The organism is Fictibacillus phosphorivorans, assembly GCF_001619875.1.
GTDB lineage: Bacteria > Bacillota > Bacilli > Bacillales > Fictibacillaceae > Fictibacillus > Fictibacillus phosphorivorans_B.
The window spans coordinates 524,051-538,511 of sequence record NZ_LRFC01000023.1 but is presented as its reverse complement, the minus strand read 5'-3'; the positions used below and the strand labels follow the sequence as shown (position 1 = coordinate 538,511).

The window sequence follows — 14,461 nt, the reverse complement described above, 5'->3', positions numbered from 1 at the left end:
TAGATTATGAACATCGGGGAAATCAGCTACACAAACATAATACCCCTCTATTATTATTTAGATAGAGAACATCTGATGGATCAAGGTGTAACGATTACACATGCTGTTCCATCAAGAATAAATGCTTTAATGGAGAACCAGTTAGTGGATATCGGCGGCATTTCATCTTTTTCTTTTGGAAAAAATGCTGATCATTACAGTCTGGTTCCTGATCTTTCCGTGTCTTCTTACGGAAGAGTAAACTCTATCTTTCTATTTTCAAAATATAAAATCGAGGACTTAAGCGATAAAAAGATCGCTTTAACTTCAAGCTCGGAAACATCGGTTGCACTATTGAAAATTATTTTAGATCGTTTTTATGGTGTTCAAGTTTCGTATCAAGTGGAAACACCTCATTTCGAAAAAATGCTTGAGCATTACGATGCGTGTCTTCTTATCGGTGATGATGCAATATCCGCATATCGTAAAAGTGGGGCTTATCATGTTTATGATCTTGGGGAGATCTGGTATCAGCAAACTGGGCTACCTATGATTTTTGCCGTAATGGCTTATCGCAATGAGATGGAAACAGAAAAAGGGTCTCTTCTTTCGTATGTTGGAAAAAGTATGATCGAGAGCAAAGAACGCTGTCAAAGAGAAAAATTTGTACCTGTCATAAAGCGAGTGCTAACAGAGCATGGAGGTACTTTTCAGTTTTGGGAATCTTATTTTAATGGATTAAATTATCAGTTTAGTGGCGAACATGAAAAAGGATTAAACCTTTATTTTCAGCTAGCTGTAGAGTGCGGATTGTTAAAGACAATGCCCTCTATCTTGAAGTATTCGTATAAGTAACGGGCGATAGGGTGAAACAAAAGTGAAGTTAAAGGACTTATACTCATTTTTAAAAAAAGATTTGCAGCAAATTGAAGATCAGCTCGTACAATCTGTTCGTTCTGATCAGACATTAATTCATACAGCTGGTGTTGAACTGTTAAAAGCAGGGGGAAAGAGAATTCGCCCTGTATTTGTCCTTCTTTCTGCTCAATTTGGAACCTATAATATTCAGCAGATCAAAAAGCCAGCTGCTGCACTTGAATTGATTCATATGGCTTCCCTCGTACATGATGATGTAGTGGATGATGCTGATATGAGACGGGGAAGAGAAACGGTTAAAGCAAAATATGATAATAAAATCGCCATGTATACAGGAGATTTTATCTTCGCATCCGCTTTAAAACTTATGTCTGAAATAAATATCCCTCGTGCTCATCAAATTCTTGCACAAGGTATGAAAGAAATGTGTCTAGGCGAGATCGAGCAGATCAATGAACAGTATGATACTGATCAAAATGTAAGAAAGTATTTTAAGCGTATAAAAAGAAAAACAGCTCTTTTGATTGCTTTGAGCTGTCAGTTAGGTGCCATCACTTCAAAGGTGGATGTTTCACTACAGAAAAAATTATATGATTTTGGCTTTTGTGTTGGCATGGCCTTTCAAATTACAGATGATATTTTGGATTTTACGGCATCTGAGAAACAACTGGGCAAACCAGCAGGAAGTGATCTGAAACAAGGAAACTTAACCTTGCCCGTACTGTACACGATGAGACAGTATCCAGAGTTCAAAGAAAAATTAAATGTATACTACGAAACAAACGATCCTGATTTACTCGCAGAACTTCTAAAAGATATTAAACGTCTTGGCGGTATTGAGTACGCAACAGAGATTTCTGATAAATATTTAAAGCGTGCAAAACTAGCTGCTGCTTCTTTACCTGAAACGGATGCAAGGGATAGTCTGTTAAAAGTAGCAGATTTTATCGCTGGTCGAAAATTTTGAGTGATTGCTAATTTTTAAAATTTTTGGTACGATTTCTCTGGGGAACTTGTCCCACATATACATAGATGATAGGAGAGGGAATGCATGGAAAAAACGTTTCTAATGGTAAAACCTGATGGTGTTCAACGTGCGTTAATCGGAGAAATCGTATCCCGTTTTGAAAAGAAAGGTTTTCAGCTTGTTGGTGCTAAGCTAATGAACATTTCTGAAGATCTTGCAAAAGAACATTATGGTGAGCACAAAGAGCGTCCGTTCTTCGGAGAACTTGTTGATTTTATTACTTCCGGTCCAGTATTTGCTATGGTTTGGGAAGGTAAAGACGTTATTTTAACAGCTCGTAACATGATGGGGAAAACAAACCCAGCTGACGCTGCTCCTGGTTCAATCCGCGGAGACTATGCGGTACAAGTTAGCAACAACATTATTCATGGATCTGATTCTGCTGAAAGCGCTGTCCGTGAAATCGGTCTTTTCTTCAAAGAAGAAGAACTCGTGTCTTACGATAAGGCAGTTGCAGTCTGGATTTAATATTATTACAAAATGAAAGCGTTTAACCGGCCGCCGCGCCGGTTTTTTTATTTTAAGAAAATGCCCTTCTACGGGAAATGATTAATTTGACGAAATACACCATAATTTCACCATAATCAGTAATAATTTGACCAATTTACTAGATCATTTCACTCTTTTAGCTATTTTATTGACAAGTCGACTTCAAATGACATAAATCGACACCGCCAGCAAATGTTACCGCTTCTGCTATGTAACAATTTGTATCAGCCACCGATATATAGGGATAGAAACTATTTTTCGAAAGCAGTGAATTGGAGAGAGACATATGGATCGCGACTACGAAGATTTTAAAAAAAGCATTTATGATCAAACGGGAATTGATCTTTCATTATACAAAGAAGCACAAATGAAGCGCAGACTCATTGCACTGCGCGACAAACGTTCGTACGGTACTTTTTCTGATTATTATCAATCACTTAAAAAAAATCCGGAACTGCTTATTGAGTTTTTAGACCGGATGACGATTAATGTTTCTGAATTTTACCGAAATCCTGCAAGGTGGGATGTGCTCGAAAAAAAAATCATCCCATTGTTGGTAGAAGACAGATCATCATTAAAGGTGTGGAGTGCAGCCTGCTCCACAGGAGAAGAGCCCTACAGCCTCTCGATGATGTTATCTGATTATCAAACAAACCTATCACGCTTTTCAATCCTAGCTACAGACTTAGATCAACAAGTATTAGAGCAAGCTAAAAAAGGGTTTTATTTCGAAAAAGCATTAAAAGATGTACCCAGCGATAAAAGAGTACGACATACTGCTAAAGAGGAACTCGGAATAAGAGTTTCAGATTCCGTAAAAAAGCACGTTACCTTTAAAAAACAGAATCTGCTTTCAGATCGGTTTGAATCAGATTACGATTTAATAGTTTGCCGAAATGTAATGATCTATTTTACCGAGGAAGCAAAGGCCGTTCTGTATCAAAAGTTTAGCAAAGCGCTTCGAAAAGGTGGCGTTCTGTTTGTTGGAAGTACAGAACAGATCTTCAATCCGGGTCTGTATGATTTGGAATCGGTAGAACCTTTCTTTTATCGCAAACTTAGTTAATTGGAAAACCGTACAAATCGGTTGACAGATTTACAACAATGGTTTAATGTAACTGATAAGTTTAGAGCACATAGTTTAGAGCAATTTAGAGCCTAGTTGAGACAAGTTGAGAGAGTTTGAGTGGAGCAGAGCCGAGAATGGATATGTACATATGCCATGCGGGTTATTTCTGCATGGCTTTTTTGTATTCATCATATGAAAAATGTACATGTTCCTAAATAGATCGACCTCTTTAATCCTCCTCATTCTCCGTATTTAACGGAGGTGCAGATATATGAATATATCCTTTCAAAACCCTCCTTGAACGTTATGGTTTGCATTCACACAAACAAAACGTTAAAAGGGGTGTTCAGATGATTTCCAATATCATTCAAAAAATAATGAAACATGATACATTAACTGAAAATGAAGCATACTTTTTCATGGAGAACCTGGCGAAGGGGAATGTAACTGACGCAGAAGCGAGCTCTGTCTTAAGTATCATGAGCTTTCGTGGTGAGACAGTTGATGAAATCGCAGGTTTTGTAAAAGCGATCAGATACCTTTCTAAAGAAGCAGACCCTTCTCATCAGCAAGAACTTATGGATACTTGTGGAACGGGCGGTGATGGTGCTTCGACTTTTAATATTTCTACTGCTGTCAGCATCATATTGGCTTCTCTTGGAATAAAAGTGGCAAAGCACGGCAACAAAGCAGTCACGTCAAAAAGCGGCAGTTCGGATGTACTAGAAGCATTAGGGATTTCCGCTGCAACTAATCATTATGAAGCGAACTCACAATTGCTAAAACACGACATCGCTTTTTTACACGCACCATATTTTCATCCATCACTTAAAAAAGTAGCTTTCTTACGTCAACAGCTTCCATTTCGAACAATCTTTAATTCAATAGGGCCTTTATTGAACCCAATGTCACCTTCCTATCAGTTGATTGGAGCAAGTAATGAAAAGGTGGCGAAGAAGCTTGCAGAAGTTATAAAAGTGTTAGGCATCAAACGAGCACTCATCGTTTCTGGTAAAGAAGGTTTGGATGAATGTTCGATTACAGGTGATACAGTTATGTTCTTAGTAGAAAACAATACGATTACTAACTTTATCTTTACACCTGAAGACGCTGGATTGAAGCGGGGGAACTTGAGTGATCTAACCGTTAAAAACAAACATGAAAGTGCGGAACTAATACGCTCTATCCTACAAGGTGTTGGAAATGAATCAGCTCGAAACATCGTCATCCTAAATGCTGCTGCTGCTCTTTTTGCATCAAAACGAGTCTCAAGTATTCGGGATGGAGCAGAGATCATCAAACAGTGTTTACAAAGCAGATCCGCTTATTATCATCTTCAAGAAATGACAAAACGAGAGGCGAATGTACATGTTAACTAAAATTTTAGAGCAAAAAGAGAGGGAAATCGCGGTTTTGCCTTCATTTAGTAAAGGAGAGCTAGATTTTAGAAACAAAGATCATCGGCCGTTTGCCTCTCAGATCGAAAAGGCAGTGAACAAACCTGCATTGATTGCTGAAGTTAAGAAAGCATCTCCTTCAAAAGGTGTGATCAAGGAAAACTTCAATCCGGTAGAAATCGCCATTCAGTATGAAAAAGCAGGGGCTTCCTGTTTGTCCGTCTTAACAGATTCAAAGTTCTTTCAAGGGGACATTCAATTTTTAAAAGAAATACGAAATCACGTATCTCTTCCATTGCTGCGAAAAGATTTTATCATTGATGAAAAGCAGATCATTGAAAGTGTGGAAAACGGTGCAGATGCGATTTTACTTATTGCGGCATTTTTGACAAGCAGCCAATTGCAGAATCTGCATGCATTTGCAGAGAAATGCGGTTTAGAGTGTTTAGTAGAAGTACATTCCATAGAAGAAATACAGCAAGTCTATGATGTTTGTAATCCGTCTATGATCGGTATAAATAACCGCGATCTAAAGACGTTCACTACGAATATAGAGCATACATTTTCTCTTCTATCAGCTATAAAAAAGGAAACACTTGTAATCAGTGAGAGCGGTATTAAAACGTCCAAGGAAGTGAGAAGTCTAGTTGATCATAATGTAAACGGAATGCTGATCGGTGAAACGCTGATGAGGGCGGACTCAATAGAAAACAAGATCAGAGAGCTATACCATGACTGTTCAAATTAAATATTGCGGCAGTCAGTCAGAGGAAGATTACAGATTATTGGTAAAAACAAATGCTGACTATATCGGTTTTATTTTTGCTGAGAGTAAAAGAAAAGTGAATCCTTCTGATGTGAAGAAATGGATTGAAAAATACGGAAAACCGAAACAGCTCGTCGGAGTCTTTCAAAATGCTTCATTGAAAGAAATTCTGGATGTCATAAGTGAAGTGCCTATAGATATCATACAGTGTCATGGCGATGAATCGATAGAAATGATTGGGAAATTGAAGAACCAATTGAATGTTAAGGTTTATAAAGCACTCCCTTATCGACAACAAATTTTTGGAGATATAGAAAGATATGGATGTGCTTCTGACGCAATCATCGTTGATAGCGTATCAAAAGGACAATTTGGCGGGACAGGTGTTCCTTTTTCTTGGAAAGACGTTCCACGCATTATGGAAAAAGCTGAAGAACAAGGGGTACCTTGTTTCATAGCAGGTGGAATAACACCTGACAATGTTTCTTTGCTGCTGCCGTATCATCCACACGGAATCGACTTAAGTGGCGGTATAGAGGAAAACGGGAAAAAAAGTACGAAACGGATAGAACAGTTAGAGAGGATGTTAAATAATGACAACAGCAACTGTACCTGATCATAGAGGTAGATATGGTGTGTTCGGCGGAAAATACGTACCAGAGACGATCATGTTTGCTCTTGAAGAGCTTGAAGCGGCTTTTAATGAGGCGATAAATGACAAAGAATTCAATGAGCTGTTTCAAAAAGAACTTGCAATCTATTCTGGCAGACCAACGCCGCTAACAAAAGCAGAACGGCTAAGCGAGACAAATGGCGGTGCGTCTATTTATTTAAAAAGAGAAGATCTTAATCATACAGGGGCTCATAAAATTAACAACGCAATCGGCCAAGCTCTCCTTGCTGTAAGAATGGGAAAGAAAAAGATTATCGCTGAAACTGGAGCGGGCCAGCATGGTGTTGCAGCAGCGACTGTGGCGGCAAAATACGGGTTGTCCTGTAAAGTATATATGGGTAAAGAAGATATACGAAGACAGGCGTTAAATGTATTTCGAATGAAGCTTTTAGGGGCAGAAGTAATCGAAGTAACTAGCGGGAGTCAAACACTAAAAGATGCCACGAACGAAGCGATCAGAGAATGGGTGGCTTCTGTAGAAGACACCTTCTATCTTATAGGTTCAGCGGTCGGCCCATATCCTTACCCTAAAATGGTAAAACAGTTTCAGCAGGTAATCGGTCATGAAACACAAAGCCAGTTTACACAAGAACATGGAGGCAAACTTCCTGATGCAGTTGTAGCTTGTGTCGGTGGAGGAAGTAATGCAATAGGTATGTTCGCACCTTTTATTGAAAAAGATGTACCTTTATTTGGTGTAGAAGCGGCAGGTCTCGGTGTGGATACAGATCAGCATGCTGCAACACTATCAAAGGGATCAAAAGGTGTTATTCATGGATCACTGACAAAACTGCTTCAGACAAATGAAGGACAAATTACAGAACCCTACTCCATCTCAGCAGGTCTTGATTATCCTGGAATTGGTCCTGAACATGCTTATCTACATGAAACAGAAAGAGTAAAATATGAAGCTGTAACAGATAAAGAAGCGTTAGAAGCTTTAAAGCAGTTATGTGTAACAGAAGGTATTTTATGCGCTTTAGAGAGTGCTCATGCTGTTGCATATAGTTTGACGCTCGCTAGATCAATGAATAAAGATCAAGCTGTTGTTGTATGTTTGTCAGGACGAGGCGACAAAGATGTTCACACACTTATGGACAAAGAAGGGGGAGAATATAGATGAACAAAAGATGGGAAGTTTTTCAAAATTCTTCAGATTATCGCTTTGTGCCATACATCATGGCAGGTGACCCCAGTGAAGAAGCCACCATTGAATTGTCATTAGCACTAGAAGAGTGCGGTGCGGCTGCACTGGAACTTGGTGTTCCTTACTCAGATCCTTTAGCAGATGGTCCTGTCATTCAAAGAGCAGGCATGCGCGGTCTTGCCCAAAAGGTTAACTTAGAAAAAACAATAGAGCTTGTTTCAACGCTTAGAAAAAGAGGTTTAGAGATTCCAGTTATTATCTTTACTTATTATAATCTTTTGTTACAATTAGGAGAAAATCGCTTCCTGCAGTTAGCTGAAGAAAACGGTGTGGACGGTATTCTCGTTCCTGATCTGCCCTATGAAGAAAGCGGTTATCTGCAAGAAATGTGTTCACAGAATAACCTTGCTCTTATTTCGCTTGTTTCACCAACGACACGTGAAGAAAAGCTTGTAAAGATCTCAAGTGAAGCAGAAGGCTTTTTGTATTGTATCTCATCATTAGGCGTTACCGGAATAAGAAGCGAGTTTAGGGATGGTTTGGACGAATTCTTGCGAGCCGCAAAAGCAAACAGCCATGTTCCCGTCTTAGTAGGATTCGGACTGTCACAAAGAGAACAAATCCATCAGTTTGAGAATAGCAGTGATGGGTTTATCATAGGCAGTGCGATCGTTAAAAAGATTGAGGAACTTGAAGACGAGCTGCTAACGAACAGGGAGGAAGCGATAAAAACGTTTAAAGCATATCTTGAATCATTGCTGCCTGTCTATAGTCGTTAAAAAGGAGTGGGAAAATGCAGCCGAAACAGCAGTTGTTATCTTTAAAACCTTACAAACCAGGAAAACCAGTAGAAGAAGTAAAACGAGAATTAGGCCTTGAGAAGATTGTAAAGCTTGCATCTAACGAGAACCCTTATGGATGTTCTGCTCTTGCAAAAGAAAAGATTGCTGAAGAGCTCTCAAATCTTCATGTTTATCCAGATGGATACTCAGCAGAACTTAGAGAGAAGCTCGCAAACCAACTTCAAGTAAAACAAGATCAGCTTATCTTTGGTAATGGATCTGATGAAGTTGTACAAATTTTGTGCAGAGCTTATTTATCACCTGAGACCAATACTGTAATGGCGGCGCCGACATTCCCTCAATACAGACATAATGCTGTTATTGAAGGAGCTGAAGTTAGGGAAATTCAGTTGGTAGAAGGACATCATGATCTAGATAGCATGCTTGAGGCAATTGATAAGAATACGAAAATTGTCTGGCTTTGCAATCCGAATAATCCGACGGGTAACTATATCTCTGAAACTGAGTTTGTAAGTTTTATGAAAAAGGTGCCGCAAAACGTTATTGTGGTAAGTGACGAAGCTTATTTTGAATATGTTTCAGCTGCAGATTATCCAAACACACTAGATTACTTAAATGATTTTCCAAACCTAGTCATTTTAAGAACCTTCTCTAAAGCGCATGGCCTTGCAGCGCTGCGGATTGGATATGGAATAGCTGCAGCAGCAATCATCCAATCCATTGAGCCGGCTAGAGAACCGTTTAATACTTCGCGCATTGCTCAAGCGGCAGCGATCGGAGCTCTTGATGATAAAGATTTCATTAAGGAGTGCAAAGCGAAAAATAGAGAAGGATTAGATCTTTTCTATGCATTCTGCAAGCAAAAAGGGCTGCAGTATTATCCTTCTGAAGCAAACTTTATCTTGTTGGACGTCCAGTCAGATGCAGATGAAGCTTTTGATTATCTACTAAGAAAAGGGTATATCGTACGTTCTGGGAATGCGCTTGGTACTCCAAATATGATCCGAATTACCATTGGCGAAGAAGAACAAAACAAAGAGATTATCGAACATCTAGGAACATATATTGATTCGGTTGTACAAAAAGTGAGTAACTAAAGGATTATCATCTTACAGAAGACATCATATAAAGAAAAAATAGCCCTGGTCCAACAAGCGGACTCGGGCTATTTTCATAATTTTCAAAAAAGTGTTGCATTTTAAATAAGCTCTATTTATAATGTATGTAATATGGTTTCTCTCCACTCCTATCCATATTATACTTTCCTGACAGCGCTTACATGTCAGGACTTTTTTTGTTTTCCATACTTTTTCTTCACATAAAATCTCCATTTTTATCATAGCTTGTCTTAAGAAGAAAAAAGGAGGCGAGCTATGCGATATATTATTGAGCGCCCGTTGCAATCGCTCGGTACAGATACTGTCCTTTCCTATCTAGTAGACTCTCAAAAAATCTCCTACGTGTCACAGGGCCCTCTAAGAATGAATGTTATGAAAATGTCCATGCATGGTCTAAAGATGATACCCGGGCATATCAATCCTCTAATGTCATTGAATAGATTGCCTATCGAAACGGTAAAACAGCGTCTTGCTGAAAAAGTTAAGAGCGGTACGACTACATTACTAACTTCTGCTCAGATTAATTACCTGCATGAAGCAGAAACCGAGATAAAACGAACACGCCATCTTCTAGTGTCCAGTTCAATCGATTATTGCATTGGTCTAAGCATTTCTCCTGAAAAGATTACACCACAAACGATGAGTTTTTGCCGAAAGAATAAAATACCATTCATTGAGTTGATCTGTAAGGATTTCAAACAGTTAACAAACGTAATTTGGGAAAGAATAAGAGAAACTAATTTTGATTATGGAACAGTCATTTTCCCTTCTTTTCCAACACAAATTGAAGTGAAGTTAAAAAAGACATGGCAAAGAAAATGGAATGAACTTGCAACAAAATTTCAAATCCCAACTCTTTTTAACGAATTAAATGAGGATGAACCTATGCCGTTACCGAGTTTAAAGATGCTCGGTATCTATCCCACAAAAGGTGGATTGTTTGCAGGAAGTGATGCGGATTACTGTATCTTTGCAACTGATGGAGAGAATGAAACCTTAAAAAGCGTCATCGTTAGAGGTACAATCGTATACTCAGAAAATGTTCCCGAAAGACAGCAAGGTCATGGAAAAGAAATTATCGTTATAAAACCCCGTCGTTTTGGAGAATCTCTTCTTTCTCGTGTATAATAAGCACAAGAAACTAGGGATAAGGGAGTTTTATCATTGAATGAGATTCAAGATGCCATTAGGCTTGTAGAACACGGCGATGTAGAAAAGGGCATGACTTTATTAGATAAGCTAAAACAAAAAGCAACTGATCCAGAAAAGTTTGAGATCGCTGAAGTGTATCTAAATTGGGGACATACATCAGAAGCAATGAGCCTTTTTAATGCATTGCTTGAAAAATATCCAGGTGATGGTGAGCTGCTCGTCTCAGTAGCAGAATGCTGTTTGGACGAGGGAATGGATGAGAAGGCAATAGAGTATCTCGAACAAGTAAAAGAAAACGATGATGAATATTTAAGAGCACTTATCCTACAAGCAGATCTGTATGAAAGTCTTGGATTGACAGAAGTAGCTGAACGTAAGCTGAATGAGGCGCATCAAAAAGATGAAAACCATCCAGTTCTTTCTTACGCACTTGGTGATTTTTATTTGAGACAAGGTAAATTTGATTCAAGTCTGCCTCTCTTAAAGAAAGCGGTCGACGAAAAAGCTGAAATTGAAGATCTGACCCTTAGATATGCAGAAGCTTTGAGCCGAGCTGGGAAATTTGAAGAATCTCTTCCATTTTACAGAAAAGGCTTAGATCACCACAAAGATTTATATAGCTTGTTTGGCCATGGCGTTACTGCATTCAAAGCAGGAGAATTTAAAGAGGCCATCACAAGTTTTGAAGAATTAAAAGATATGGATCCAGATTATACCACGCTCTATAGTATCCTGTCTGAAGCCTACGAAGAAGAAGGGGCTTTGACAGAAGCCTATGAAGTTATAACAGAAGGTTTAAAAAGAGATGAGCATAATGAGAATATTTATTTGCAGGCTGCACGCTTAGCGTATAAGCTCCATAACCCCGATCAGGGAGAGAAGTGGGTCAAGCAAGCATTGGAACTCGATCCAACACGAATAGAGCCGTTATTGCGTTTAGGCGACCAATATATAAAGGAAGAAAGGTTTAATGATCTTTTAAGTCTATACAAACCACTTGCTGAGACAAAAGAGGAGATTCCGCTCATGTATTGGCATCTTGCAACAGCCAATAAAGAAGAAGAAAACTTTAGTGAAGCAGCTGAGTGGTATGAAAAAGCGTCTGAACTTTTTTCTGATGACCCAGTGTTCTTAGAAGAATATGCTTATTTTCTTCTTGAGGAGGGCGAGCAGAAGAAAGCGAAAAACATTCTGCTTAACCTGTTTAATCAAAACCCAGAACGAGTGGATATTGAAGACGTTTTAAACCGATTGGAAGAATTTTAAAACTTTCTGAAGTAAAGAAGGATTTTACAACCTGTGAGAGAATATAAATTATTATACAAATGACGTGTTTTTGAATGATGGGGGGATTGCAATGAGCAGCACCGTTTCGGTCCTTGAAAAAAAGGATTTTATCAAATGGTTCCTTAATCATTATCAGTTAAAGAAGCGCGAATGTGTTTGGTTATTAAACTATTTAGTTAGTGACGACCAACTGATGGAGAAAGTACATTTTGTAGAGAAGGCTGAGTATTGTCCAAAGGCTATAATCATGTCCACTCAATGCACAGACGGGGTTCCTTTCCGTTTTTACAAGCAAAATGTTTTAACAACTGACGCCGAAAAATCATTTCATGACATTCGCCTAAACCAAGAAGAAGAAATCTATCTTGAACTTAATTTTAATGCATCACGTCTAACACCAGAATACGCTTCTGTTTTAGAAGAAAATCCTCATTTGCCTCAAAATATGTCAATGGACAAAAAGTATGGCATATGGGCTGAAATGGTATTAGAGAAATCGATTGAAACCTATCGAAAAAACGATATTATGGCAAAGATCGATGCAGCATTAGACCAGAAGGATTATGATAGTTTTACGAAATGGACGAATGAACTTAAAAATTTCGAAAAACAGCCGTCTTAGCCGTTTAAAGGTGACTCTTTATGAGTCGCCTTTTTTGTGATTTTTTAGATGAAGATGAAAGACTTAGGTAGAGGTATGTAATTGGTGTGCTCGTCCAGCAAAATTTGCACGCTGGACGAGCGATTCCAGAGATTTATGAGCGCACCCCCTAAATTTTCTGCTCTCACACCGTCTTCTCTTCTATATCTATCATTTTTTAAAACCAATCCGTTTATGCTGAAGAAATATGGTACGATAATAGCAGTACATACCAAGTTAAGGAGAACTTCATCAATGAAATGGAAAACGAAAGACGCAGATCTATTTTTAAAGTCAGGGGAGTATGTAGATTCTCTATTAATCCCGTTAACACCTGTTAGTTTCACGCAAGATTTCAAGTCTAGTGTAACGATGGCGGAGTATACAGAACTTCTTTGCGGTGAAATAGAACGCCAGCTGCACGGCAGATTGTTTTTATCGCCTAATTTTACATATGTAAAAAGTGAGTCAGCTATAGAAAAGTTAACAAGTTTCATAGAACATGTTACAAATTCCGGACACTTTAAGCACATCTTTTTGATGACTTCAGATGTATATTGGAAGGAATTCGAACAACGTCTAAGTGGCCAGCTTTTTTGGGTACCTGCACTACCGCTTGATAACATGGATGAAAACTATAAGCTTGAAGTTGTAAAAGAACAGGTAAAACCCTTATTTCAGCTTATTTTTAAAGATTGGCAAAGAAGTATAAATTCGTAATATTTACCACATGTCATATTGACATTAAAAGACAACATAAGCTATCATGTTTATGTCCTAGTAATATGTGTGTAAAAGTCCGGATGGACCGTCATTTACAGCATAAGGGGGGGAAAACAATGTCAAAGGAAGATATTTCAAGACGTCAGTTCTTAAACTACACATTAACTGGCGTTGGCGGATTTATGGCTGCCGGCATGCTTATGCCAATGGTCCGTTTCGCCCTTGATCCGATTTTAAAAGAGGGTACAGATCAAGAAATGGTAGCGGTTACGAGCGTTGAAGAACTAGCGAACGAACCAAAGCGTTTCGATTTTAAAATCAAACAAAAAGATGGCTGGTACGAGTCTGATGTAACTCAATCTGCCTGGGTTTATAAAGCGAAGAATGGTGATATCATAGCACTTTCTCCGGTCTGTAAACATCTAGGTTGTACGGTAGACTGGAATACAGATCCATCGCACCCTAACCAATTTTTCTGTCCTTGCCACTTAGGCCGTTATACGAAGGATGGAACAAACGTTAAGGGTACGGCACCTCTTGCACCGCTTGATGTATATGACAGCCAGGTGAAAGATGGAAAGCTTTATTTAGGAAAGGCAAAACCAAGAAAGGGGGCGTAATGAATGCTACAAAAGATTTATGACTGGGTAGATGAGCGCCTGGATATTACGCCGCTTTGGAGAGATGTTGCAGACCATGAAGTACCTGAACACGTAAACCCCGCACATCATTTTTCTGCGTTTGTTTACTGTTTTGGTGGACTAACCTTCTTCATCACGGTTATCCAAATTCTTTCAGGTATGTTCTTAACCATGTACTATGTGCCTGATATCGTGAATGCTTGGGAATCCGTATATTACCTGCAAAATGAAGTGGCATTTGGAGTTATTGTACGCGGAATGCACCACTGGGGCGCAAGCCTTGTTATCGTAATGATGTTTCTACATACATTGCGCGTATTTTTCCAGGGAGCTTATAAAAAGCCAAGAGAATTAAACTGGGTTGTTGGAGTACTTATTTTCTTTGTTATGTTAGGTTTAGGTTTCACAGGTTATCTATTGCCTTGGGATATGAAAGCGCTATTCGCGACTAAAGTTGGGATTGAGATTGCTATGACAATTCCTGTAGTCGGTCCTATCGCTAAAACATTCCTTGCCGGCGGAGAGATTATCGGAGCACAGACGCTTACGCGATTCTTTGCGATTCACGTATTCTTCCTTCCTGCAGCATTGTTAGGTCTAATGGGTGCCCACTTCTTAATGATCCGTAAACAAGGTATTTCCGGACCGTTGTAAAAACAAACATAAGCATAAAA

General features: G+C 38.8%; 16 protein-coding genes. All 16 read left to right on the top strand.

All coding sequences use genetic code 11. The features are described 5' to 3' along the window. Positions 1 to 6 precede the first annotated feature (6 nt). The 16 genes from AWM68_RS12115 to qcrB all read left to right on the top strand — a co-directional run bounded on the left by AWM68_RS12115 (position 7) and on the right by qcrB (position 14,441). Positions 7 to 834: a menaquinone biosynthetic enzyme MqnA/MqnD family protein gene (locus tag AWM68_RS12115; protein ID WP_066241861.1), complete on the top strand. Its 828-nt coding sequence runs from the start codon at positions 7 to 9 to the stop codon at positions 832 to 834. Positions 835 to 856: 22 nt separating this feature from the next. Next, positions 857 to 1,822, top strand: a complete 966-nt coding sequence (locus AWM68_RS12110) for a polyprenyl synthetase family protein (RefSeq protein WP_066241856.1) — start codon at positions 857 to 859, stop codon at positions 1,820 to 1,822. An 84-nt stretch (positions 1,823 to 1,906) separates the two neighbouring features. Then, positions 1,907 to 2,350: a nucleoside-diphosphate kinase gene (ndk, locus tag AWM68_RS12105; protein WP_066241851.1), complete on the top strand. Its 444-nt coding sequence runs from the start codon at positions 1,907 to 1,909 to the stop codon at positions 2,348 to 2,350. 307 nt (positions 2,351 to 2,657) lie between these two features. After that, a complete protein-coding gene (locus AWM68_RS12100; protein WP_066241848.1) occupies positions 2,658 to 3,437 on the top strand; it encodes a CheR family methyltransferase in 780 nt (259 codons plus the stop codon). 353 nt (positions 3,438 to 3,790) lie between these two features. Continuing rightward, the gene (trpD, locus tag AWM68_RS12095) at positions 3,791 to 4,819 is read left to right on the top strand and encodes an anthranilate phosphoribosyltransferase (RefSeq protein ID WP_066241846.1); all 1,029 of its coding nucleotides are present in this window, start codon (positions 3,791 to 3,793) and stop codon (positions 4,817 to 4,819) included. Beyond that, entirely contained in the window at positions 4,809 to 5,585 is a 777-nt protein-coding gene (gene trpC, locus AWM68_RS12090) for an indole-3-glycerol phosphate synthase TrpC (RefSeq protein ID WP_066241844.1), read from the top strand. The genes trpD and trpC overlap by 11 nt, the downstream gene beginning before the upstream one ends. Continuing rightward, entirely contained in the window at positions 5,569 to 6,219 is a 651-nt protein-coding gene (locus AWM68_RS12085) for a phosphoribosylanthranilate isomerase (protein WP_066241840.1), read from the top strand. Before trpC ends, AWM68_RS12085 begins: the two co-directional genes overlap by 17 nt. Beyond that, on the top strand, positions 6,197 to 7,399 hold the full coding sequence (trpB, locus tag AWM68_RS12080) for a tryptophan synthase subunit beta (protein WP_066241837.1): 1,203 nt from the start codon (positions 6,197 to 6,199) through the stop codon (positions 7,397 to 7,399). The genes AWM68_RS12085 and trpB overlap by 23 nt, the downstream gene beginning before the upstream one ends. Beyond that, positions 7,396 to 8,202, top strand: coding sequence for a tryptophan synthase subunit alpha (gene trpA, locus AWM68_RS12075; protein ID WP_066241836.1), 807 nt, complete (start codon positions 7,396 to 7,398; stop codon positions 8,200 to 8,202). The genes trpB and trpA overlap by 4 nt, the downstream gene beginning before the upstream one ends. 14 nt (positions 8,203 to 8,216) lie before the next feature. Then, on the top strand, positions 8,217 to 9,323 hold the full coding sequence (gene hisC / locus AWM68_RS12070; protein WP_066241831.1) for a histidinol-phosphate transaminase: 1,107 nt from the start codon (positions 8,217 to 8,219) through the stop codon (positions 9,321 to 9,323). A gap of 276 nt (positions 9,324 to 9,599) precedes the next feature. Beyond that, positions 9,600 to 10,472 (top strand): hypothetical protein, encoded by an 873-nt coding sequence (locus AWM68_RS12065; RefSeq protein WP_066241829.1) that lies wholly within the window; start codon positions 9,600 to 9,602, stop codon positions 10,470 to 10,472. Between the two features lie 36 nt (positions 10,473 to 10,508). Beyond that, complete coding sequence (locus tag AWM68_RS12060; protein WP_066241826.1) at positions 10,509 to 11,762, top strand: tetratricopeptide repeat protein; 1,254 nt, start codon at positions 10,509 to 10,511, stop codon at positions 11,760 to 11,762. Positions 11,763 to 11,853: 91 nt separating this feature from the next. Further along, positions 11,854 to 12,405, top strand: coding sequence for a ReoY family proteolytic degradation factor (locus tag AWM68_RS12055; protein ID WP_066241823.1), 552 nt, complete (start codon positions 11,854 to 11,856; stop codon positions 12,403 to 12,405). 273 nt (positions 12,406 to 12,678) lie between these two features. Next, positions 12,679 to 13,143, top strand: coding sequence for a YpiF family protein (locus AWM68_RS12050; protein WP_066241820.1), 465 nt, complete (start codon positions 12,679 to 12,681; stop codon positions 13,141 to 13,143). 119 nt (positions 13,144 to 13,262) lie between these two features. Then, entirely contained in the window at positions 13,263 to 13,766 is a 504-nt protein-coding gene (locus tag AWM68_RS12045) for a ubiquinol-cytochrome c reductase iron-sulfur subunit (protein ID WP_066241817.1), read from the top strand. Between the two features lie 3 nt (positions 13,767 to 13,769). Next, complete coding sequence (gene qcrB / locus AWM68_RS12040; protein WP_066241815.1) at positions 13,770 to 14,441, top strand: menaquinol-cytochrome c reductase cytochrome b subunit; 672 nt, start codon at positions 13,770 to 13,772, stop codon at positions 14,439 to 14,441. The last annotated feature ends 20 nt before the right edge of the window (positions 14,442 to 14,461 follow it).